The sequence below is a fragment of the Halopseudomonas salina genome, assembly GCF_014637955.1.
GTDB classification, from domain to species: Bacteria; Pseudomonadota; Gammaproteobacteria; order Pseudomonadales; family Pseudomonadaceae; genus Halopseudomonas; species Halopseudomonas salina.
Genome location: NZ_BMFF01000002.1, coordinates 146824 through 171499, shown reverse-complemented (window position 1 = coordinate 171499; position 24676 = coordinate 146824). Strand labels below are relative to the sequence as shown.

Here is a 24676-nt window from a genome sequence, read left to right as displayed (position 1 = left end):
GACGAAGATGCAACTGGGTTACTGCACCATCGAGATGGCTTGCTGAATAATCGGCGCAACCGTCGCCTCAGAGATACCGCGCTCCTGACAGTATTTCGAGCTAAGCCAGGACGTTACATGAGTTTGCCACTTGGATGCGTCAGATACTTGGAATGCTTCTGGATTGGCCGATGACCTGAAAGAAGAGTGTGCTGATTTTTGTATAATCAGGTGGGTTTTAGCTGATCTCAGGCTAATGCGACAGGCTCAAAGCGTCCAAAAGCCGACATTAGCAACCCTTTGGGGCATAACGGAGGGTAAACAAACACTTTTCAGAGCCGGCAATCCATAAGATGAGGAAAATCAAGTGAGTCAGCATAGGATCATAATAGTTAATTTTCATCTGAACTGACCCGAATTACTCGCGCAAGTTTAGGGTTTTTAGAGTGCCCACCCTATGCACCTTTAGTAATGGGTTATGAAAGCGAACACAAGCGCCGCAACGGTAGCACCTATCGCGACGACACCGTAGACGTACCCAAGAAGTACAGAGACAAAAGATCCCTCGAGCTTTGCCATAACCAACTGTCCCGCTTGTTGCAGCATCAGTGATAGCAGCAGACCTACCGGGTAAAATCCAGAAAGTTCGTGGGTTGCGAGAGTCGGAAGCGTGAGGACAGCAGCACTAGCTAAAAAGATTGGTAACATGGCCGCGATAAGGAACCCCGGGCCAACCGCCACGTTCCTCGTTCTCGACATCAGAAGCCCAGTGATCACACCTGCGCTAGCACCCAAAGATAAGAAGCCAAATGCAGTCACGAAAATTTCCCAAAATTCGATTTTTTGACTTCAAAGTACACCCAAATGCCAGGCACCTTGACCGAGGCGAACGAAATTATCAGACTGGATCCGCCAAGTCACCATCGTTGACTATCTGCCTAGGACTTTCCCCCAGATGACGATACGCCCGCTGAAAAAAGGCAAAGATTCTGCTTCTCTGAGACATGATCGCTCTCAAGCGGAAATCATCACGGAGGTGGTTCAAGATGCCTCGAACGTATCATTGCTGGCCTGCTTGGATGGGCTGTTGGCGGATGAGGATCTGCTAGCTGATACTGCTAGACGCTCCCACAGGCACCAGCTTGGCTTTTGGAAGTACGTGCTGATGGTAGATGACGAAGGGAGAGCCCTTCGTATGCATCTCTGGGACCGTGATCACTACGTGCTGGAGGACATTCACTCACACTGCGCTGATTTTACGTCCCGCATAGTATTCGGGAGGCTGACAGAGAATGCTTTTAATCTGGTCGAGGGTAGTAGTTTAGCAAGCTTTCTATATCGTTTTGATGAGGGCGTCGGACATAGTGTGGCTGTGCCAAACGGTCATGTAGAGGGATCGCTCCGCTCGAGCCGGGTTCTGGGGCCAAATGAAGTGTATTCGAAGACAGCGCAGGAATTACATAATGTGAGCGATGTCGAAGTTGGTACGGTTACCGTGTCCGCATGGTTTCAGCGCTCGCACGATGCGCTGGTATTGAAGGGCGCCAATGCTTGCGCAGAGGATTGCGTGGCTACCATCGGGATCGAAATAGGGGAACTCCGTTTGGTCCTAGAAGAAATCAGAAAAAGGATTTCCGCGAAATGATTCTTCCAAATACAGTCATTAAGAATCTCTCTCCTAGTGCCGGTGGCGGCTTGATTCACCCGTTTAGTGATGAGCAGCTTCGGCCGAGCTCTTATGATTTGACCGTCGGCGACGAATATTACATCGAAGAAGGTAATGGTGCCCTTACTGTTGAGACCCAAAACCTGAAAAAAAAACAGACGTTGATTATCCCACCTCATGCTATTTGTTTTTTGCTCGCCGCCGAAACCATAAATTTGCCAGCTGACGTTACAGCAAAAGTATCTTTGCGCATGACTCATATATACGCCGGCATGATGCTGACTACGCAGCCGCCTTTTGACCCAGGTTATTCAGGTAAAGTCATCGTCATGCTTCATAATTTTTCCTCGTCTCCTGTATGCATAAAATCCGGGGAGCGGATAGCGACAATCGAATTTATGCGGCTCGAATCTGGTGTTACTAATCTAAGGGCACATCGATCAGTCAATAATCTTGTCGAGCAACTTAGGCAGCCTCTGATCAGTAGCTTGCGTCAGATAGCAAACTCTTCCAAAGACGCGCAAGACAAGGTTGCTTGGCTTAGCGGGCAAATGGTTATATTTGCCGCCCTCATTGTCGCGATACTAGCGATTCCGGGACTTCTTTCCTACAACGCATTATTTGACCGTCTAGGGGATCAGACGCAACGGTCCAACAACATGGACGTGGCCTTGGATCAATATCGAGAAGAACTCCGGCTGAATAAGCTCGAAACGGAAAAACTTAGAGTCCAGATGACTCAGCTGCAGTCACGATCATCTTCCGTTGCATCTTCACCCGAGGCAGAGAAATCTATTACGGGCGAAACACCCTGATGACTTCAATGAGTGATCTTGGGGAAAAGGCCTTCCTCCGATCGTTGTTGCCGAGCCTCAAGGTCGACCCCTCTTTTGTGAATGGTTTCGGGCACGACGCTAGTATCCTAGACATAGGACTAGAGCAATTATTAGCGTGTAAAATCGACCGTGCTCCGTTTCCGGTGGCAATCGGACGCGGAGTCGGTTGCTATAGGGTATGGGGTCGTTTAGCGGTTGCCGCCAATGTCAGTGATCTGCTCGCTGTCGGCGCAGAGCCAAGGGCTATGATGCTTTCGTTGGTTGTTCCGGGAAACTTCGAGGCTGATGCCGCTCGGGAAATCGTAATGGGCTGTGAAGAATCATGCATTTCCCACAGAATCGCCTTTGTTGGCGGCGATACCAAGGAGGGGACGTCTCCGCAGGTGGTTGGTGCTGCTTGGGGTACGGTCATCCGAGGGGCTGGTTTCGGTCGAGAGGCAGCAAAACCTGGTGACTTTCTGTTCATAGCTGGGCGGCTGGGTGCATTTGCAAGCAGTCTTGCATTAATGGATTCGCAGGATGGTGTCTCTGGATATCCTAAAAGTTGGATTGATGCACTCGTGTCCCCCATGGCCAGAATCAATGAGGGGCGCTACATGCGCGAGTCTTGCAAAGTCGTAGCCGCCTGCGATTTAAGTGATGGACTAGCCGACGCTATTCGCATCTTTTGTGCGGATGGGGCTGGAATTACTCTCTCTGAGCCCAACTTGCCTATGAATCCCTTAGCTAAAACCGCCTCTGAAAAGCTCCGAGTTCCACTCTGGCGGTTCGCGTTTGGCGTAGGGGACTGGGCGATTGCATTCGTTGTTCGGGAATCGGATGTAGAGACGTTTAGAGCAGGAATACCCGATGGCATGGAGCTAACCCAAGCAGGTCGCTTCGACGGTTCGGGAGATATCTTGGTTAAAGATCGAGCGGGTCGGATCCAGAAGCCGCCAGAGCTAATTAACGAGCACTTCCGACGTCGCGCGGAAGATGATGACAACCACTATTTGCGAGCGCTAACTAGGAAACGATAGGCAGCCTCTCGCTATGACTAGGACCCCATATCCATCTGCAGCTAGGCCACGTTCAGAGCTTGAAAGTTGCTGACGTTTTTGTACTGCGCTGTCGTAGCGTTGAGCAAGCGAATTTGCTCGGTAGTTTCAAACGGCACAGCTCGCAGGGTAACTGGGGTCACATGAAAATTAACCCTTGTTTGCGAAGCTCGCTTTCTTCCTAAATTTAACCGTTTCGATAGACGGCTTTGAACGTCCGCTTCTGGCCAATTGCTTACTCTAGAAAGGGACTGCATTCGGCCAAAAGTGGACGTTCGCTATGGCTAGCCGTGCGGCACCGTTGTCCGAGAGTCTCAAAGCGCAGATCATTCACCTCCGCTACCTAGTTTTACGTTCGCAAGCTACTCCAACCCGTCTGCGACATCATTGCTCCATAGTTTTTCCAGATCGACGTCCTCGCTTGCGGGCTGCTTGCTACCTGGTAGCCGATCAACCTGGATCACCATTGGCAGTTCAAAGGCGGTGCCAGTGACCACGCAACACCCTTGTGAGAGTCCAGGAATGAGACTGCGTGATAGCGCGTCCAGCGTAGAGATCGTGTTGTCGACCAAGTACAGGTCGCGGTCATTTACCAGGCGGTGAATAAAGAAATTATGAATTTGCGAGACGATTGTGGGCGATATGTCTGCTGGGCGCTGGCTAGCGATAGTGATGAACATCCCGAACTTACGTCCCTCTTTAATGATTTCCTCGAATTGCTCAAGCCGATAATCTCTCCAGGTTTCGCTTTCTCTAGCCGATTGAGCGGACAAAATGTTGTGAGCTTCGTCGATGATAAGATGAACTGTTCGGTCCGGCGGATTGGCAACCGTGTCCTTGTGATCGTTGTAATAATGCTTTGCGAACAGCAACGGTAAAACCTTCTTGACCTCATTATTGCAGCGGCGCATGGAAATCACGGTCAGCAAGCGCTCCTCTGCCGGCACATCTGATACGCACAATACTTTACGTAGATTGGCGAGCGAGGATTCGACGCGCTTAAGAAGCGGCTGAATGTGCTCGAACTGGACGTATCCAGCATTCAGGTCGGAGATCAGCTGTAAGTTGACGCGTAATACCAGCTGGTCGAATACGTCGAGGCCATCGGCACTGAGCGTTTCCACTGTGGGACCTACGTGCAACGCGTATTGCGCGCCATCGGTTCCGATGAATGCTCTGTTGTACATGAAGCGGCCACCAGTCCGATGCCAAGTGATGTTTGCCAACATCTCCTGGACCTGCTGGTTTTCCATTAGCTTCGCGACCGTTCGCATCAGATCTAGCGTCGCCGGCTTGACCTCTCCGGCACAAAACGCAATCTTGAAAGCCCACTTCGTATAGTTCTCAAGCGAGCCAGGGATCGCTCCATAGCGTTCCCAGCCTGCGATGACACGGTTGAGAAAGGGCTTTTGTGTGTTGGGCGTGGCTTGAAAAAGCAGGGCCATAGTTTCCAGCTGCCAGAACTCCTGCACGGACAGCGGAAAGCGGGATGAAGGGTCATCCAAATCAGGGTTAGTCAGCGTGGACAGCGTGTAGACAGCCTTGTGATCTGCCGCCGCGAGCTGCTCGCCTCCATACTCACCGTTGAAGTCAAGAATAATGAAGCGGCTCTTGCCTGTAATCAGAGGAAGCTTCTGATCGAAAAGAACAGTATATAACTTCGCTAGCGTATTAGATTTGCCACTTCCGGTATTACCGAAGATACCGATATGGCTATTGAAGAGGCGCTTCCATGGCAACCCAATTGCTATCTCCTCTTTGAGCATGGTGCCGATCCTGAAATCGCTTTCTATTTTGCGGTCAAAGATGGATCTGATTTTTTCTTCAGAAAGCAGATAGGCCGCATCCTGGATCATTGGCAAATACTTTATGCCCTGAGTGAAGCCCGCGCTGTCGAAGTATCCGATAGGCCTCGCTTCTACCTTCCGCACAAATGTTTGCCGGCCGTCATGCAGCTCAGTACGGCCTTCATCCAAGAACTCTCCCTCCACCATGCAAACGATATCGCGAAAGCCGCGCTGGATAGACAGGTACTCGCGGATTGAGACTCCCTTGTATTTCTCGCCCTCATAGAACAGCGTTTCCTTGCTCGACTGCTCATCGATCTTTAAAACCAGTTTGGTACCGTGAACTGCTATTACCTCCCCAACCCGAATGCTCATGCCGGGTCCTCAACATTGGGCGCTGAAGCCAGGAGAGTATCCGGTTTAGGAGCCGCTGCGCTTGGCCAAGCCAAGACCTGCTCATTGAATGCGGTAAAGTCCATCTCTCCATCTTGCAACATCAGGCACTCGACGTTGCGGTGTAACTTGAACCTGGCTTCCATTACGGCGTGTTCTGCCGCGCTGTAGCAGCAGACAAAGACCTTCAGGCCGGGGTTGGAAAGAGACCGCATTACTAAACTGAGGATGTGCTCGTCAGCAAAAGAGAAGCCGAAGGTGACGAGGACGGCGTTGGGCTTTTCAAGCTCGTAGCTGAGCAGCCGCAGCATCTGATAATAGTGTTCCTCGTATACCGTCTCGTGGAACTTCCATTTGGTAGGGTTGACGATAGGGATCTGCTCATAAGCTGCCCAGAACGCTTCCAGTTCTGGATCGGAAAAATCCGTGCCTGGCACGTCGGCAAGGGTCGATGCCGGATTGTTAAGTGCCTCCGAAAATGGCTTTAACAATTCCATCGCATCGTTATCCAGCAGGCTCTCGCGGCGAGACAGGTCATAGTCAACTTGGATCTTGGAGTCCTGCTTGCTCCAATAGATGGACCCATGCAAGTGGATCAGATTGATCTGGGGGATACTGCTCTGATAACGACCGAAGACGCCTGCCTGACAAAGGTAAGACCCAAAGTTTCGGGCCTGTAGGATGCGCTGCGTGAACCCCCGCGTTCCATCATTCAGCACGAAATCAATGTTGCCCTCCTTAATAAGCGCGTCAGCCACGAGAGGGAAACAGCCGTCGTAGTTCGTTGTGAACACATTGCAGCGGCGATCCAGCGCTTTGCGGCGCTTCACCATCTCAAGTGCCGTAGTTAGGAACGTGCGGTAGTTTCTGATAACGGTGGCGCCGGGCTCTTCGGCTAGCGCCTGCTCTAGGTTGAGGCGCTCTGCGGGACGTATGCAACTGGCGTAGTAGTGCATGAACAATGGGACGAGACGCTTGTCTTCGTCATGTTCAAATTTGGTAGCTAGTTCTTCGAGTGTATAGCGAGACTTACCATCACCGGCCTGAACCTGCAGCTGGAGGGTTGGAAGCAGCCCGAACGATGCGCCTGATCCGAATAGAAAATTGATGTCTTGGTTGTAGATGTCGCCGATAGAGATCATAGGCCGTCTTCCCTGACTAATCAGTTAAAGGACTTAGTGGTGCAATTAGAGAATACAGAGCACCGCGGGCAAAGTGCAGCAATAAAGGACCGGGCTGGCTTCCAGGCGGAAAAGGCCGGCGACTTATGGGAAAGTGAAACATTCAACTGCGGTGGCCGAAACGCTTGTGGGAGATGTGGCGCGTAACGATCATCTACCCCCTGTCGTAGCAGGATAAAGGGATGCTAGACTCCTGATGGGATCTAGCATCCCTACCTTGCACCACCACAGCCCTGACCAGTCAAGACTCGACCCTAGGCTGGTTCAGGGCTTTCATTTTGAGGGCATCAAGTTGGGTGGTCTGGCACTCGATGCCCGAGACTCTTCTCCTCGAGATCCGCATACGGCCTCCTTAGTCTTTACTCTAGCGTTATACCACTACAGCCTTCGCCAGCAAGAACTCTGGCCGGCAAGGGCCCCTAAAAATTTGGGGTCATTCAGGAGGGGCTAGCACCCGAGGGCCCCAGACGTTCCTACGAACTCGACTTGGCCCTACTGATACGTTTGGGCTTGGTGGGTGGATCAGGAGGCGTAGACACGCTCGATGCCTGTTTGGCAGCTTTAGCCATGGCTGCTGTCTCTGCTTCCTTGCACGTTGCCCAATACACGCGGAGCGCCTCGATATCGCCATAGGCTCCTATCTCAGGCAGTCGCTCAATGAAGCGGCCATATAAGCCATCCTGAACCTTGCCGTGGCTGCGCATCCACTCAATCGCAGCATTAGGATTGGTGAGCATCACATAGTGAAATTCGCCAGATGCTCCAGGCTTGGTTACGATGAATTGCAGTTCCCGGAGTTTCTTCATTCGGCGACGCCAGGTGTCCACAGCCCGCTCGCCGAGGAATCCCGCTTCGGCAGCAAAAGTGCTGGGGTTTTCGATCGTGATGACTGGATGATCCGGCATACGCGTCCATAAACAAAACAGCACATGGCCGGCAGGCTGTCCCTTTGATTGGGCGTCGATGATCTGCATGGCAATGGGCAAGGTTCGAGGAATCGTGCTGAAGCCATGGTTAGTTTTGCGAGTCCATATCCACTGCTCGGGAAAGCTGGGGAAGTGAACCTCCATCAATTGCTGAGCACGCTCAGCCATATTTAAGCGGCGTTTTGCTGACTGCTTTACGTTGGCCATTCTGAAGCCCTTATCCGATTTCTGCTGAGCCCAGTTTCCCGTTATCCGCTAACGATAACAAACCGTAATTACACGCTCATATCGTGCATCTTTACGCATCCGAATGAGCGATACAGGCCAATCAAATTCTTTATATCATGCTATCCCATTGACTTAAGTTGCGTTATACCGCGCAAAATCATACTTTAACTGTATGATTTTAATACTTTTTTATATTTAATTTCGGTGCTCATTGTGCTCCTTGTGCTGATTTGTACTCATTGTGCTCGCCGTGCTCTTGGGTGATGGGTGTGGGAAGAGGGTCATATTGAGGTTAAGCCGCTCGAATCTTTTGCGCCTAAAACCCCGAGTATTGTCAGCAGACTCTTCAAGGTCGGGGGGATAAAAGCGGCTGTCGGCAACTATGACCCAGCAGCCCCAACAACAGGCTTCATGTCACACGGTACCCCTTGGGAGGTTTCATTAGTTCTGTCAGTATTGTCGTACAGTTAGTCTTTGCCGACTTACCTTATCGCTGGCGTCACCTCCTAGCCACTTTGATTCACCGCTCCCCCGCCAGGGGTTCTACCCTCCCTACGGCGTACCAACGCGTCATTGACCTGCCTCAGGGCGAAGAACTTCAGGGCCATGCAGCACTTACTATCCCACACGAAGCTGGGAATCATGGTCCGCTATCTGGGAATCGACGTGGACGACGCTCCTGATTTGGCAGAACAGACCTAGGTCAGGCCAGCGATAGCGACGGCCTAAGCCAGGCCATCACTATCAACTTGAAGCAGACATTTACTGTCAAAAGGGTGGGGCTACCCACCTCTACCTGGTAACGAACCTGCCTGATAGTGACACCACTGAAGCGAGAGAGCTCCTATAAAGACCGGTGTGATTCATGTCGCTTACCAGTACTCTCTGACTATCCACTCATGGCCGTTAGCCGTCCAAAGCCCCAAATTGGCATCGCCCAAAGCTTGCCGATCAACCCATGTCTTAACTCGTCTCCTTTTAAGGTTTCGAGATTCCAGAAAAGCGGGGAGATTTAAGGTACTGAAAGGAGATATTCAGGCATACAGGGTTTTTCTGAGTCATTTAGAGGGGGTGTTAGGGATGTCAGGGAGATTGAGAAAAGATCACGTGAAGCAGTTTTCTGTTTTTTTAGGAGTAAAAGGAGGGATCCTGCGAATTGCAAGGATAGGGATAAGGCCGGTAAGGGTGTGTAAGGGACGGCAAAGTAATTCATCATGAGGTTGGATGAGTTTCACGAGGTAGGCCTCCTGCGAGCCCTCGTCATCGCAGGTAAATCTCGGTGATCTCCGGCCGGAAATGCCCCAATTCCTGACTCACCGTCTCCAGTGCTTCGTTCCTTAATAATCCTTTGGATTGAAGCTCGACCATTCTCTGCTGGGCATAGGCATGCCGCAGCCCGTGCGCTCCGGTAGACCAGCCTAGGGCTCTTTGGGAGGCCGCTGTGACAGACTGGCTCCACGCGTGTCCCCCAGGTAGCTGGTAATGCTGCTTGTAATAGACGCCGCGATCTGCAACTACCACTGGCACCTCCAGCCTTAGGGTCTCCAGGGCTTTGGCTAGATCTGCCGGCACTAGGACCTCTCTTGCTAAACCACCCTTTCCGATAACAACGTATCGATGTCCTGATCTACCCAGAAACTTCTCATCCCTAGCTGGTCGGCTGTCAGCTCTTCGTTCTTTGGCTGGTTGCAGAGTGATCAACTCGTGGGCTCTCAGTCCTGCTGCGTAGGCGATTTCCGTCGCTAGTGCATTGGCTTCTCGCTGATGCGAAGCAATTCGACGCACTTGTTCTCTCGAGTAAGCCCGAGACTGCAGTGCTTGCGTCTGCTCTGACTTTATAACGGGCAGACGTTCTGAGGGTTGCAGTTTACCAATGGACCGTAAAAAGGACTGCACAGCCTGACGATCCAAATCCAGGGTCTTTTGTCCTACAACCTGGCCTCGTGTCTCCAGGAAGCGGATAGCGTCCTCACGGGAAAGTCCGTGGAGACCACCTGGGACGCGCTCTGAGCTGGCGTATTCTGCGGCTCTTGTGAGTGCCTGGTGATAGTTGCGACCCGTCCCGACACTTTTCAGATTGCCACTGCGCTGGACCTGTCGAATCGCTGAGAGAGCCTGCTTGGCGGGCTTAGCAAATTTCGCCATTCGTTGCCCCCTTGCGCTTGAGCCAGCGGGCTACTGTCGAATGTGTTACTCGGACCCTTTGCTCGAGCAGCCAGCGCTGTAGCTCAGCTGGACGCGCACCTGCTTCATGCAAACGCAGAAGCTCTCCGGTGTATTTGTCCAGCCGGGAGGTGCGATAGGGTTTTTTGCGCCTAGCGAGTGAATCCTGGCGTAGGCGCTTAGCTAAAGCGTTGGGGTCGAATTCGTGAGGCATGTTGTATTCCAGTCAGAGCGATTGGAACACGATATCCAGCAGGAAATAGGCGCGCCACCGAAGTGGGGTGTAAAAACGAGATGTTCAACTGCATTGTAAGAATGACTGGCCAAATTCTGGCTCAGCGGCTTGTCGCCTATTCGCCCCTGTTCGCATGTCCCATGCGGGCTCGGACTGGTCTCGCCCCTACCACTTATACAACAGTCCTTAAGTCAGCCGTCGCGTCGAACATGCGATGCGGTATGGCTCGGTTAAGGACGTCTCATTTTGGCTAGATGAGTTACTAGATCTCCAAATTATGAGCCGGAGCGGGCCCTAGTGTATCTGCCGCTGAATGGCAGCTAAGACGCAGAAACACCTCAGATTAACGTGGTGGTGCACGCGTGAACAAAGTGCTCACGATTTCAACAAGGTCATCATAGCGCGCCGGCGATGGGTAGGATATGGCCTTTTGAAATCGTGCGTTGGACTCTGTGCGCGAAACTTGCTTAAAGGCTCTAGCACGGCTATGTCAGGCCGGTTTTTGAGGCTGACATAGCCGTGCTACGCACGGAAGCGCGACGTAGTCGCGCTGGGTTGTGCGAGTCGTACTCGCACAGCACGTGGTTGGGTCATCCACGTGCGCAAGGAGCGCGAATCCAACCATTAGGTGAGGTGTTGACACAGAGTCCGTAGCTGCAAAGTAGGACTGGCTCTTGGGGAATGGGGCACGTGCTGCAGGGTGCGTATAGTCATCACCTGCAGCACCAGACATCTCGAGACGGATGTTCTCCTGCTGTGTATGAAAATACGCATGTTAAACATTTGCCCAACTCGAATGGGGGGGTAGAAATGGTGTTGTTCGATTTAGCTAACCAGTTCCCAATCTTGGGCGCTCAGTTAAAAATTCTGATGCGAGACGAGTCGTCAGCGATTGGAGTCATTGTGTGGATAGAAGAGTATTTATCCGGCCTTTGTGATGCAGGAGTCATTGACTGGCGCCAGCGCCTCGAATGCCAAGCTGCAGTGGCCATGTGTATTGGTGTCGGGGAAACGCATTTTCAGATGCTTGTGACACCGATACTGCACTAGACAATACGCTTTTGGCTGAGGCTTACATTATGCAAAAGGGTAACGAAGTCGCTATTGATGAATTGGTCGGTCAGTATCCGAGTTACCAGTGGCGCATTTGGACGCGTCGCTACAGCGAAGAATTAGGCAATGAGGTCCTTTCGGCGAGCTCATTTTTTCTAGATGTGCCGGAGGAAATCCTTTTCTTCGCGCCAGCCATTGGTGACGGCAAGCTTGATGCTCTCGTTGAGGAGCTGAATGCGCGCGCAGGTTGGGATGGCGCAATTCAGAAGTGGCAATCGAGGCGTCTTCGAGCTTTGATAGCTGAATTACCGTTACCAACGCCTGGTCCCGTCGGGCATGGGTAAAATTGAGTAAATGATAGCCCGCGGTGATCAATGTTTTTGACCCCTGATTCGGATGAACGGGACAGCCGTTATTGGTAGCGTTTCTTCTCACACTGTTGAGGAGTACCTATGTCGAGCCTTACTGAAACAATCGCAATGAAAATCCCGGTTACCGCTGTATCGAACCCTAACGGCTTTAAGCCTGGGTTTGTGAGCTGCTACGACATGAGGCAAATACTTAATGACGCTGCGAGTTACTTTAAGCTAGGGGACGCGCTGGCCGCGGTAGGTATTCTGGAAGACGTCTTATGGTCACCGAAGGCATCCAAGCTATCCATAGTGCATTGGCTTCGCTTGCCGATTTATCTGCAGCATGCGGGCTCTAATGAAATGGCATGGCAGGTTCTCGAGATTTATCGCTATCGGCGTAAGGATTGGGGATCGCAGAAGGAAATCGCTCGTACAATGCGAGAAATGGCTGTAAATGGAAACCGGAAAGAGAGTTTTTACGTCGCTATGTTCTGGTTTATCTGCTGTGAGGATAGGGAGAGGGCATCACAAATCAAAGCCGCTCGTTCATCACTAGGTATGAGCGCGCAGGACCTGAAGCAGTTTACAAAGACCTTAGCTGAAAAAAATGGCACCTTACCAAATGCAGGAGATTATTTAGACGACGGTTTTTGTGCGCTCAAAACAGCTGTCTGGCAGAACATCTGTTCACTGAACCCCAAGCGCCTGCAAACGCGACTACAAAACTACGCGCACAGGCAAGGTATGCCCTTTCCGAAGCAGTTAACAGAAGCGTTGATTCAATACCGCCTAACTGAAAAGGAGTATAGGTTTGATTCGATCGTCGCTCTGGTTCGCGCGCAAAATCTGTAAGATTAATGATCCGGCGCTGGTGACACCGTTTCACTGATTGATGATGACGACTCCAACCAATGAAGGAGCCGTCATCATGAATGTATCTAGCAATAAAGTGGTCAAAATCGGCAAGCTCGCGATGTCGCCGTCACAATTTATGGTGGTATGTGCTATTGGGGGCGCGCTGGCTGCAATACCAGGCGCTCTCGCCTCAAGGTCACAACCTTGGCCTTGTTCAAATTTCCTGGAAATCCTCATGAGCCGACAGCTGCTCAATACCCTGCTGCTTGGCGCGCTGCTCCTAGTCGTATGTGCAGGGCTGGCCAGCTTCAAGCCACTAGTCGAGATGCGTCAGATTGAGCGGTTGACCTGTCTATTCTGGGGAGCTTACGCAGGGTCCTCACTCGGCCCGCTCCTCAGCGGCATGGGTATGGGGTAGTAAGTAGTAATAGTAATAATCCTACGATTACTACTGTTGCTGCGTGGTCTCAGCTCATTTGCAAAAGTTACACCGGGTTCGGTGGCGGCGTGTTTTGGTTGACGGTAGCGTGGAGATTCATAACCACATGAGACTGAATGATGACGCTAAGTACCGAAATCCGAGATCGCATTTACACTGCTGCAGACGAGCTGTACGAGCAGGGCGGAAAGGAGTCTTTTCCAAAAGTTGATGCAGTAAGGAAGGCCGCTCGCGTGAACATGAACGATTGCTCAACTGGAATGAAAGACTGGCGTCGAGCGCAGACCGTTCGTGCGGCACCTTTGGCCGTACAGGTGCCGGAAGCTATTCAGCTTATGAATGGGCAAGCCCTCGCCCAGCTATGGGCGCAGGCTCAAGAGCTGGCGAACGCATCTCTACGGGCGGCCGAGGCAGCTTGGGAAGGGGAACGCGCCGAGCTGGAGGTGATGAGGTCTGAGTTGGCAACGGCTTACGAGCTGCAGGCCGGCGAGTTGGAGTCGTCGCTGGCCGGGCTCGAGTCTGCAAAGGAAGTGGAGCGAGCGCAGGCCCAATTTGTTGAGAACATGGAAGCAGCCTTAGCGTCGGCTAATGAAGCTGCCGTAGACGCTGAGCAAAAAGCTGCGGAATCTAAACGCCTGGCACGGGAGCTCCGCGCCGAACTGGATCGGGCTCACACAAACGCTGACCGTCTACGTGAGGAAAGGGATCGGGCGGCTGAGCTCGTCAGGGAGGCGGATGAATCAGCGAAGGCTCAGGAAAAAACGCTTGCCGAGCTACGTATAGCCATGGCTGCATCTGATCGCGCAACAGCGTTGGCAGAACAGAGAGCCGAGGAGGTGGAGCGTCGCGCGTTGGAGCTAAGAGCCGAGCTGGACCGTGCCCATCTGGATGCTGACAGAGTTCGTCAGGAAAGAGATCATGCGGCCTCGTTGGTCAGAGCGGCGGAAGAGGCGAGGGATGGCGCGCGTCAGGAGCTGGCCACGATGCGTGAGGAAGTCGCATTCCTGCGCGCAAAAGCTCAGGAGCCAGAAATGACTGATTCGTAAGGGATCGCTCGCCCTTCCGTCAATGCTGCGGTTACCTCGAGCAGGGATGCTCTTCAAGCCCTTCATTGGGCGCTCTAAAGTGCTATTTCTACCATTCGCAAAACTCAGCAGGTAAGCTGCCTCCAGAAGAATATATTTTCAGGAGCAGTACCATGAACACGGAAAATCACTCCCAAACCGCGGCCTTCCTATGGTCCGTTGCGGACCTCTTGCGCGGGGATTTCAAGCAATCGCAGTACGGTCGAATCATCCTGCCTTTCACGCTCCTGCGGCGTATGGAGTGCGTGCTTGAGTCAACGCGGCAGGAGGTTATCCGTGAGGCCAAAGCCCAGGAGGGCCGGCCAGATCTGGTACGTGAGCAGATGCTGCTGCGCGCTGCGGGTGGGCTGCAGTTCTTCAATGCTTCGCCTCTGTCACTTGGCACTCTGTCGGATACCCAGACTGCTGACGACCTGATGAGTTACGTCCAGGCGTTCAGTAAGGACGCTCGGGAGATCTTCGATCATTTTCATTTTGAGGATTATGTGCAGCAGTTGGCCTCCGCCGATCTGCTCTATCAGGTAGTGCAGCGCTTTGCCGCCACGGACCTGAGCCCGGCGCGCATCAGCAACTTCGGCATGGGCATTGTTTTTGAGGAGCTGATCCGGAAATTTGCAGAGAGCTCGAACGAGACTGCCGGGGAGCACTTTACCCCGCGCGATATAGTTCACCTGACCACCTCCCTGGTCATCACCGGCCAGGACGATAAGCTCAAGCCCAACAGCATCGTGACTATCTACGACCCGACAGCAGGCACGGGTGGTTTTCTGTCCGAAGGCGAGGAGTACATCCAGTCCATCAGCGACAAAGTCACAGTCTCCCTGTTTGGACAAGAGCTGAACCCCGAGTCCTATGCCATCTGCAAGGCGGATATGCTGATCAAGGGGCAGACGGTAGGCAACATCAAGCTCGGCAATACGCTGTCGGATGATCAGCTACCCGGCGGCGAAAACCACTTTGATTTCATGCTTAGCAATCCGCCTTTTGGTGTGGAGTGGAAGAAGGTTCAAAAACAGATCGCAGAGGAGCACAGCCGCAAAGGTTTCGATGGTCGATTCGGTCCTGGCCTTCCACGGGTATCTGACGGCTCGTTGCTGTTCCTGCTGCACCTGGTCAGCAAGATGCGCGAAGCAAAAGACGGTGGATCTCGGATCGGTATCATTCTTAACGGCTCGCCGCTGTTCACGGGTGGCGCGGGTTCTGGGGAGTCAGAGATTCGCCGCTATTTGCTGCAAAACGATCTGGTCGAAGCCATCGTCGCGCTACCCACCGACATGTTCTACAACACAGGTATCGCTACCTATGTATGGGTGCTTTCCAACCACAAGGTTGCTGCGCGCAAGGGCAAAATTCAGCTGATTGACGGTAGTAAGTACTACGCCAAGATGCGCAAATCCCTCGGCAGCAAGCGTCAGTACATTACCGACGAGCAGATCGATGAACTAGTACGGCTCTATGGTTGTTTCGAGGAGACGCCGCAGAGCAAGATCTTCCCCATCGACGCTTTTGGTTATCGGCGCATCACTGTCGAGCGGCCGCTGCGGCTGAATTTCCAGACCACTGCCGAACGCATCGAGCTAGTGCTGGAAGAGAAAGCTATCCAGAAGCTCAATGCTGCCGCCCAGCAGCGCCTTATAAGCGCCCTGGAGTCAATGGACGCAAGCCTGCAGCACCGCAACCGGGAACAGTTCACGAAGCTGCTGAAAAAGGCGCTGAGCAACCACGATGTATTCCCGGCAACGGCAGAACTGAAGGCACTGCTCGCTGCCCTGAGTGAGCGTGATCCGGAAGCTGATATCTGCATAAGCAAGGGCAAGCCGGAGCCCGACGCGGGCCTGCGCGACAATGAGAACGTGCCGCTGGGTGAGTCGGTCTATGACTATTTTGAACGGGAAGTGATACCCCATGTGCCTGATGCTTGGATCGACGAGAGCAAAACAGATGCGCAAGATGGTGAGGTGGGTATCGTCGGTTTCGAGATCCCCTTCAACCGCCATTTCTATGTCTTTCAGCCGCCGCGCCCGCTGGAGGAAATCGATCGTGATCTGAAAGCCTGTACCGACCGTATCAAACAGATGATTGAAGAGTTGTCAGCATGAGTGGATTTGAGCCGTACCGGCAGTACAAGATGTCCGGCGTGGATTGGTTGGGTGATGTGCCGGAACATTGGACTACCGGTACGCTACGTTGGTACGCAACAATCCAAGGCGGGATTGCTAAGGGTAAGGACTATCAGGGGCGCGATACCGTTTCCGTTCCGTATTTGCGCGTCGCGAATGTTCAGGATGGCTTCTTGGACTTGACTGAAGTCAAAGAAATTTCCGTCTTAGAATCCGAACTTGAACGTTACAGCCTCCAGCTTGACGACGTGCTGATGAATGAGGGCGGTGACAACGACAAGTTAGGTCGTGGCGCCGTATGGCGAGGCCAAATAAATCCCTGCCTTCATCAGAACCACGTTTTTGCAATCCGGACAAACCATCTACTTAAGCCGGAGTGGCTGGCGACGTTTACTGGTAGCCAGCCGGCGCGCACATATTTTTTTCTAAACTCGAAACAAAGCACGAACTTAGCATCAATATCTGCAAGTAATATTATGAGTCTTGCTTTGCCAATACCGCCTGTTGCAGAGCAAGAGCGAGTCCTTCGCTTCCTCAACCATGAAATCGCCCGCATCGATGCCCTGATCCAAGAGCAGCAGCGCCTTATCGAGCTCCTCAAGGAAAAGCGCCAGGCAGTGATCTCCCATGCCGTCACCAAAGGTCTCGATCCGACAGTACCCACGATGGACTCCGGAGTGGAGTGGCTGGGGCCAGTGCCGGCGCATTGGCGCCAAAACTACAAGCTAGGAGCAATGGCTGATGAGCGTCGTGGCGGGTTTGTTAATGGACCATTTGGAAGTGATTTGCTGTCAAGTGAACTGACGCACGAGGGGGTGCCAGTTGTCTACATTAGAGATGTTAAACCGACCGGTTACTTTCGAAAGAGTACCGATTGCGTAACTAAAGAAAAAGCACGGCAGCTCAGTGTATGCCGAGTCCTGCCCGGAGATGTATTAGTTGCTAAGGTCGGCTCGCCCCCTGGAGATGCCTGCATCTATCCAGGCTCAGAACCAGATGGGATTGTTACCCAGGATGTGGTGCGCATTCGAGTTAAATCGGAAGTGGTCGATGCAGAGTATTTGGTTTTTTTGCTCAAATCAAACTACGCAAGAGCGGTGGTAGATGCAGTTAGTGTTGAGTCAACCCGAAAGAGATTCAGTCTGGGTGATTACAAGCAGTTAAAGCTTCCTCTACCACCACTGGCCGAGCAGGTTCAAATAGCGCGCAATATTGGGACGCAGTTTGAAACGATGGATGCTTTACTGTCGACTGCGAATGAGGGCATCTTCTTGATCCAAGAACGGCGCTCTGCACTCATCACCGCTGCAGTTACTGGCAAAATCGACGTACGGGATTGGCAGCCCTCGGCCATCGCCCCGTCTTCTCAACTCGCGCAAGAGGCCGTGTAATGGCAGACAGCAAGGAAGCTCAGTTACAGCAGGACATCATCACTGCCATGACCGCCCGAGGGTGGCTCACCGGGCCGGCCACTGGGTACGATCGTCGTTCAGCACTTTATACCGAAGACCTTCTCGGCTATTTCAAGCAAGCCTGGCCAGAGCGTTGGGACAAGTTCAGCAAGGCCAACCCCAAAGATCCGGAGGGAGTGCTGATTCAGAAAGTGGTACGCGAACTTGAACAGCACGGCACCCTGGATGTGCTACGGCATGGTTTCAAGTTGCCAGGGGTCAAAATTGATCTCTGTAGCTTCAAACCTGACCACGGCATGAACCCGGACACCCTCACGCGTTACCGGGCCAATCGCCTACGTGTGGTGCAGGAGGTTTCCTATTCGCCCCATGCCCGCGAAAGTGCAGACTCAGGGAAGGGATACAATCCCAGGCTGGATCTGGTGCTTTTCGTCAACGGCATACCGGTGGCGACGCTGGAGCTGAAAAGCGAGTTCAAGCAAACGGTAGAGAATGCCAAGCGGCAGTACCGTTATGACCGCCCACCCGTGGACCCCGTCACGCGCAAGCCCGAGCCGCTGCTGACTTTCAAGCGCGGCGCGCTGGTGCATTTTGCAGTGGGGCAAAGTGAGGTGGCGATGACCACCAAGCTGGCGGGTAAGGACACCTTCTTTCTGCCATTTAACCAAGGCACAGAGGAGAATGGTGCCGGCAACCCTGTGCCGGCAGATGCAAGCCAGTACGCTACTGGGTATCTATGGAATCGGGTTTTCCAGCCAGAAGCCTGGCTCAAAGTGCTGGGACGCTTCTTGCACCTGGACAAACAAACCAGCGAAGGATTTGACGGCAAGCGAATCACCAAAGAAACGCTGATCTTTCCCCGCTTCCACCAATGGGAAGTGGTCAACAAGCTGATCGATACTACGCGTAGCGAAGGCCCAGGCCAGCGTTACCTGGTTCAGCATAGCGCTGGCTCGGGCAAGTCCAACTCAATCGCCTGGACTGCCCACCAGCTCGCTTCACTGTACGACGCTCAGGGCAACAAGCTGTTCAACTCGGTGATCGTGGTTACTGACCGCACCGTGCTGGATACCCAGCTGCAAAACACCATCTATCAGTTCGAGCATGCCCAGGGCGTAGTTAGGCCGATCAGCAGGGATATTGGCAATCAGAGCAAATCGGAGCAGCTGGCTGATGCCCTGTCTGAGCAAACGCGGATCATCATCGTCACCATCCAGACCTTTCCTGCGCTGTTTGCTGCCTTGGACAAACACCCAAAGCTGGCTGCTGGGCGTTATGCAGTTATCGCCGACGAGGCCCACTCCTCTCAGACTGGTTCCTCAGCTAGCAAGCTGAAACAGATCCTCGGCAGTGATGCGCCAGAGAAGGACGAAGAGGAAGTTTCAGTTAGCGCCGAGGAGTTGCTGGATGCCGCCGTCGCCGCACGTGGGCCGAATGAGCGGATCAGCTACTACGCCTTTACCGCCACGCCCAAAGCCAAGACGCTGGAGCTGTTCGGTCGCCCGCCTGATGCCTCAACACCCCCCAGCGCAGACAACAAGCCCGAGCCCTTTCATCTGTATTCCATGCGTCAGGCTATCGAGGAGGGTTTCATTCTCGATGTGCTGCGCAATTACACTACCTATAGCACCGCCTGGAAGATTGCTCACCCCGATGCCGACGACGAGGAGGTCGACAGCAAGAAAGCCCGTATGAAACTGGCGCGCTGGGTGCGGCTACACCCATACAACATCAACCAGAAGGTCGAGGTTATTGTTGAGCATTTCCGCGCCAACGTGCGGCACCTGCTCAATGGGCAAGCCAAAGCCATGGTGGTCACTGCAAGCCGACAGGAGGCTGTGCGTTATCAGCTTGCGGTCAAGGCCTACGTGACACAGCAAGGCTACGACGATGTGCACCCGCTGGTCGCGTTTTCGGGCAGCGTACTGCCTGATGAAGTGATCCGAGAAGAGGTGACTGAGAACAGCAGCCTGCTCAATGGCGGGCTGAACAATCGCGATCTGGCGGAAGCATTCGATACCCAGGACTTCAACGTGATGATCGCGGCCAACAAGTACCAGACCGGCTTCGATCAACCCAAGCTTTGCGCCATGTATGTAGACAAGAAGCTGCAAGGCGTCGATTGCGTCCAGACACTCTCGCGCTTGAATCGTACGTTCGGTGACAGCAAGCAGACCTTTATCCTGGATTTCTTCAATGATCCGCAGGACATTCTCGATGCCTTTCTGCCCTACTATGCCAAGGCCGAACTGAACGACGTTACGGATCCACAGATCCTCTACGATTTGCAAAAGAAGCTGGATGCCGAGGGTATCTACTACCGTTCTGAGGTAGAGAGTTTCGCGCTGGCTTTCTTTGATCCCAAGGCCCCAGCTTCCAAGCTGAGTTACCACTGCTACTCGGCCAAGGACCGTTTCGCCAAGCGATACCGTTTCAGCCAGGATGCCCGCCAACACGCACTGGATTACAAGCGCAACGCTGAGGCCAATGGCGACAGCACGGGCTTGAAGAAGGCCGAGTACGATCTTAAGGAAGCCGGCGAGCAGCTCGACCAGCTCACGTTGTTTCGCAAAAACCTGCAGAGTTTCGTGCGGCTATATGAGTTTCTGTCGCAGATAGTCCCTTACGAAGATCGGGACCTGGAAGCCTTGTGTGTATTCGCGCGCCATCTGTACCCGTTGCTCAGCGTTGAGCAGCTTGAGCAGGAGAGCGTGGATGTGGGCGACCTGCAGCTTACCCATTACCGCCTGACAAAAACGGCTGAGCATCAGTTGAGGCTGGAGGACGAGAAAGGCGAATGGGGCCTAGACCCTGCTACCGGTATTGGCTCAGGCAAACCTCACGACGCAGAAAAGAAACGCCTGGCGGAGATCATAGAAGCTTTGAATGATCTGTTTGGCGCTGAGGTTGGCGACGACGATCAGCTGCAGTTTCTCACCGGAATAGCCCAACGCATTAGCCGGCAGGACGATGTAATGGCGCAGGTAAGCAATCACAGCGAAGAACAGGTAATGCACGGTCTTTTCCCCAAGCGCGTTGTGGACACGGTGCTGGACGCCATGACGGACCATGAAAAGCTGTCGCTGGACGTGCTGGACAACGAAGTCAGCGGCCGCAAGTTTGCGTTGCTGGTCTTGCAGATGTTGAAGAGTCTGGGGGCGCAGCCTGAGAGGCGAGAGCTGTAAGCTGATAAGGCGCCTCTCTATGACTTAGCAAGGTTCTGCATCGGTTTTGAGCCACTCCAGTTTGTGACACCCGATTGGGTCGCGGGCGAATAATTTTTTGTGCACGATCGTATCAACTCATTTACAGGAGATACGCGATGCACCCCACGACCATGATTTATTCCCTAGTCACGAAAACCAGGACCAGAATACATTCCATAGAACTGCCCATCAGAGCTACTGCGCGCAGCCTGCAATTAGAGCTGCCGTTTGCCAACGTCGACGTTTGGCTGGGCGGCTACGGAGAGATAAATGGGCGGATATTGCAGAGCTTTTCATGTGAGGAGACGGCACGTTCTTCGTATAACCGGTTGTGTGACAGAATAAAAGTCTGCACGTCTTCGCTAGCAAAAGTTCAGCCAGCCGGCAAAGGCCCGACCGAGAGAAGCAGGAAGGTGCGGGTCCTTGCAGTCTACGTTGGGTATCCCGAAGACTATCGCGTTCCAGTTGAATTAGTGCATGAGCACACAATTACTATTCCCGCGTCCATGGTTAAAGAAATTTCGGGGAGCCTCTACGTACCGCGCTGGTTTCTAAGGAAAGCCCTGATAGATAGACAAGTACGCCAACCCTATGAGCACTTGGTTCGTGTGGAAGGGGAGTGGGATGGTGAAGAAAAGCTTTGGGCGGCAGTGTTTGAGCCTATGCTCAAGTACTTGAACGAATCGGTTTGAGAGATTTCTCAGAACTTATGTATCGGCCCTAGTTTCGTAGACGCCTAAGGCTAGAGGCGGCTGGGAGCACTGTCATTTCAAGCTACCCAACGTAGGTATTGAAGGGCGCGCTGTTGAGTTGCTTTGGCTCAGGGGGTCGTAACCACGGTTGGCTAGCTAAAGGTACAGTGCGCTTGCGTATGAGAGCGTGCCGAGCCGACTCCAGCACGGCCTTATTTCCCCAAATGTTTTTCTAAGCCTTGCTATTTGCTGCGGTTTGAGGTGCGTTAAACGCACCTTTTTGTATTCCAGCGTGCTAATATTTATGAGCAAACGCTAACCCGGACGCCATTTGGCTTCGGGTATTTGCATGGCAGTCCGAAAAGGAGGGCGCATGAAATATCACTCAGCAAACGACGTCCTCAAGGCTCATTGGGACGGCAAGCTGCCCGTGAACCCGGCGGCTATTGCGCGAGATATGGGGATCACTGTTAAGGCGCAACAGGACTTAGGCTACTGCGGCCTTTATCGTTTTAACGACGGCGCTCCCGAGATCATTTATAGCCCTGAGGCGTATGTCCCGCGTTTGCGATTCACAGTAGCCCATGAACTTGGCCATCATGTAAATGGAGATCTCCACGCACCACGTGACGACAGCTCAACTTTTTCATCGGCTGCCTCTAGTCCGATTGAGGTGGCGGCTAATCAGTTCGCCGCCGCATTGTTGATGCCTGCCGACGTGGTGAGGTACCTCGTTCGGGATAAAGGAATGAGGGATCTAGGTGGGCTGGCGGATAAATTTGGGGTTTCCCCTGCCGCCATGCGGTTCCGTCTGAAAAATCTTGGTCTCATATGATAGAGCGGGGAGAGGATTTAGCTGGCTCTGCGGAGCAGGTACTTGCGGGCGAGGAGACAAAGGACGTAGCTGCGACGCTGGACACTAAGGCTTGGCGCTTCAAATGGGAGAGACGGCTTACCTGGGTGACGCTAGGGGTGGTGGCATTATTTTATGCCGCTCTACTAGGGTTTATTTTCATTGGCCCTTTCAGGCTAACCATAGGGCCTGGTTTTCATTTCTTTGCGGCTCGATCCCTGGGAATGGCTGATATCCCAGTTATCATCGCGTTGTCGACGGTGCCCACCCTGCTACTGATTGCTTTGCTGCGATACTTTCATCATCACGATAACCTTCAATCGGAAGGAACCGAAACCTTTCCCATAAGTGTTCAGGCGATGCGAGAGATTTTCAAAGGCATCGATACTACGCCCAAGCCTTAGTTTCTCTACCGAAGGTCTCACCTTCGACACGCGAGTTTATACACATCTGTCATCGAATATTCCTTGAGATTATTGGCCCGCGGTAACACACCGCGTTCTATGGGGGCCGCCTCGTTTAGGCTCGGAGATTACGGCCGGACCGGTGAATTGGCCATGGCTTCGTGGACGTCTCCAGTCTAGGGGGGTTCGGAGGTGCAACTGACCTTTACTTTGAACCTCCGCCGTCCGGTTTCGCGTGACGTTTGTCTCCGGCAGGGTTCCTTGGGCGTTTTTCTACAAGTTGGCAAGCTAGGGAGCTGTCTCATCTCAGGATCTCGTTTGGCTTGCCCCGCTTAGGATTTCGCATTGTGATTCGGGCCCGGTATGTAAATACTCTGGTCGTCCGATTTTGGTAGGTAGGTTCTCCGACATATCTACAGAGCTAGGGGCGGTAAACATTGCAGTAGGCTTTAATTAGCCCTGAGCAAACGGCCCAATCGTGGCGGCCGACGACTTGGTCGGGCTGCACATCACCTTCAAGGATAATGGCCGATGCCAGCACTGCATTTATTTATCGATACAAACATCTTTCTTAATTTTTACTCCTTTTCAGACGACAAGCTCGAAATCCTTGATGAACTCAAAGAGCTCACGGCGCCGGGCCAAATTGTTCTGCACCTGCCTAAGCAGGTTGAAAATGAGCTTAAACGTAATCGTGAGGCGAAGCTGCAAGTAGCTATGTCTGACTTCAAGAAGGCTCAACTCCCGACCGGCGTGCCACACCATATGCGAGGGTCTGAAGCAGCTAGGCAGTATGATGAAGCCGTAAAAAGTGCTGAGCAGGCTAAGAAGCTATTGATCGCAAATGCTATAGCCCTTGCGTTGAGTGATGAACTGGAGGTTGATCAGAAGCTCTCGAGACTGTTTGAAAAAGCGACTCGTTATGTCGAAGACGATGAGTTATACCAAAAAGCGCTGGTGCGAATGAATAAGGGCAATCCTCCCGGAAAAGCTCAAAGCATTGGTGATCGGTATATCTGGGAGACACTGCTGGCTCAGGTGCCAAACGGCGATTTATTTATCGTCTCGAAGGACGGTGACTACGCTTCCCCTCTAACGATGGACAAAAATACTCGCCCACTTGCGTTTTTAGCTGAGGAGTGGAACGAGCGAAAGCAGGGCGGACATCTGACTATTTTTAGGACTATCAATGAGGTAGTGGCTTACTACAAGAACACTCAAAATCAACCAGATGCCGGGGAGCATGTGGCTACCAGGATTCCGGAGGAGCCCGAAAATCCAGAGGTGGAAGATGACGGTCAGCGGCAAGTCCCTGAGACCCCTGCTCCGGCACTTCAATTCGGTGTGCCGCCGCAGGAGGTTATTGCTGCGGTGCCACGTGAAGAAATAGAAGCCGCCATCCTCCAGTTGGTGGAAAGTGGAAGTTTCGCTACCACTCATTTTGCAGTGGCGAACCTGAATCGATATCGGCAGTCCCTGACGAAACAAGACGCCGAACGTTTATTCCAAGCGGCAATCGATAACAGTCAGATTGGCTGGATCGTCTCTGACGAAGACGTTAACGATTTTTACTTATCTTTGATCACTCAATGGGTAACAGAGATAAACCAAGAGCTGGCGGATAGCATTATCGAACTGTTGGGCTTGTCGCCCGAAACCCCTGTGGAAGAAATTTTCTAGTTTGAAGCTCTCCTCAAGTCGTCTGAAGGGCTACTGACACCTCGGGCCCTCACGCAGGATGTAAAGCCTGAACCCACCGAAGGAGAAAGGTTT

The 24676-nt window shown here is 52.8% G+C and carries 16 protein-coding genes; 13 read left to right on the top strand and 3 right to left on the bottom strand.

Annotated features, from left to right (window positions below):
- The first annotated feature begins 934 nt into the window (after positions 1–934).
- Genes IEV54_RS04680 through IEV54_RS04670 form a run of 3 tightly spaced genes read left to right on the top strand, consistent with a single transcriptional unit; the run spans position 935 to position 3500 of the window.
- Positions 935–1624 carry a hypothetical protein gene (locus tag IEV54_RS04680; protein WP_188434327.1) on the top strand — a complete coding sequence of 230 codons (690 nt, stop codon included), beginning with the start codon at positions 935–937 and terminating at the stop codon, positions 1622–1624.
- Positions 1621–2460, top strand: coding sequence for a dCTP deaminase (locus IEV54_RS04675; protein WP_188434326.1), 840 nt, complete (start codon positions 1621–1623; stop codon positions 2458–2460). The genes IEV54_RS04680 and IEV54_RS04675 overlap by 4 nt, the downstream gene beginning before the upstream one ends.
- Before the next feature lie 8 nt (positions 2461–2468).
- Positions 2469–3500, top strand: coding sequence for a thiamine-phosphate kinase (locus IEV54_RS04670; protein WP_188434325.1), 1032 nt, complete (start codon positions 2469–2471; stop codon positions 3498–3500).
- Between the two features lie 380 nt (positions 3501–3880).
- On the opposite strand, the gene IEV54_RS04665 is transcribed toward IEV54_RS04670, so the two are convergent.
- From IEV54_RS04665 to IEV54_RS04655, 3 genes are all read right to left on the bottom strand, one after another.
- The gene (locus IEV54_RS04665) at positions 3881–5680 is read right to left on the bottom strand and encodes an ATP-binding protein (RefSeq protein WP_150276185.1); all 1800 of its coding nucleotides are present in this window, start codon (positions 5678–5680) and stop codon (positions 3881–3883) included.
- Positions 5677–6840 carry an SIR2 family protein gene (locus tag IEV54_RS04660; RefSeq protein ID WP_150276184.1) on the bottom strand — a complete coding sequence of 388 codons (1164 nt, stop codon included), beginning with the start codon at positions 6838–6840 and terminating at the stop codon, positions 5677–5679. Before IEV54_RS04660 ends, IEV54_RS04665 begins: the two co-directional genes overlap by 4 nt.
- 512 nt (positions 6841–7352) lie before the next feature.
- A complete protein-coding gene (locus IEV54_RS04655) occupies positions 7353–8012 on the bottom strand; it encodes a hypothetical protein (protein WP_223825341.1) in 660 nt (219 codons plus the stop codon).
- 3498 nt (positions 8013–11510) lie between these two features.
- On the opposite strand from IEV54_RS04655, the gene IEV54_RS04650 reads away from it, so the two are divergent.
- From IEV54_RS04650 to IEV54_RS04605, 10 genes are all read left to right on the top strand, one after another.
- Positions 11511–11828: a hypothetical protein gene (locus IEV54_RS04650; protein ID WP_150276181.1), complete on the top strand. Its 318-nt coding sequence runs from the start codon at positions 11511–11513 to the stop codon at positions 11826–11828.
- Positions 11829–11936: 108 nt separating this feature from the next.
- Positions 11937–12689: a hypothetical protein gene (locus IEV54_RS04645; RefSeq protein WP_150276180.1), complete on the top strand. Its 753-nt coding sequence runs from the start codon at positions 11937–11939 to the stop codon at positions 12687–12689.
- 238 nt (positions 12690–12927) lie between these two features.
- The gene (locus IEV54_RS04640) at positions 12928–13110 is read left to right on the top strand and encodes a hypothetical protein (protein ID WP_150276179.1); all 183 of its coding nucleotides are present in this window, start codon (positions 12928–12930) and stop codon (positions 13108–13110) included.
- A gap of 137 nt (positions 13111–13247) precedes the next feature.
- Positions 13248–14177, top strand: a complete 930-nt coding sequence (locus IEV54_RS04635) for a DNA-binding protein (protein ID WP_150276178.1) — start codon at positions 13248–13250, stop codon at positions 14175–14177.
- 152 nt (positions 14178–14329) lie between these two features.
- Entirely contained in the window at positions 14330–16315 is a 1986-nt protein-coding gene (locus tag IEV54_RS04630) for a type I restriction-modification system subunit M (protein ID WP_150276177.1), read from the top strand.
- Entirely contained in the window at positions 16312–17727 is a 1416-nt protein-coding gene (locus tag IEV54_RS04625; protein ID WP_150276176.1) for a restriction endonuclease subunit S, read from the top strand. Before IEV54_RS04630 ends, IEV54_RS04625 begins: the two co-directional genes overlap by 4 nt.
- Complete coding sequence (locus IEV54_RS04620) at positions 17727–20933, top strand: type I restriction endonuclease subunit R (RefSeq protein WP_150276175.1); 3207 nt, start codon at positions 17727–17729, stop codon at positions 20931–20933. Before IEV54_RS04625 ends, IEV54_RS04620 begins: the two co-directional genes overlap by 1 nt.
- 137 nt (positions 20934–21070) lie before the next feature.
- Positions 21071–21646: a hypothetical protein gene (locus IEV54_RS04615; RefSeq protein ID WP_150276174.1), complete on the top strand. Its 576-nt coding sequence runs from the start codon at positions 21071–21073 to the stop codon at positions 21644–21646.
- Positions 21647–22019: 373 nt separating this feature from the next.
- The gene (locus tag IEV54_RS04610; RefSeq protein ID WP_188434324.1) at positions 22020–22481 is read left to right on the top strand and encodes an ImmA/IrrE family metallo-endopeptidase; all 462 of its coding nucleotides are present in this window, start codon (positions 22020–22022) and stop codon (positions 22479–22481) included.
- A 953-nt stretch (positions 22482–23434) separates the two neighbouring features.
- Positions 23435–24583 (top strand): PIN domain-containing protein, encoded by a 1149-nt coding sequence (locus tag IEV54_RS04605; RefSeq protein WP_223825340.1) that lies wholly within the window; start codon positions 23435–23437, stop codon positions 24581–24583.
- Positions 24584–24676 lie beyond the last annotated feature (93 nt).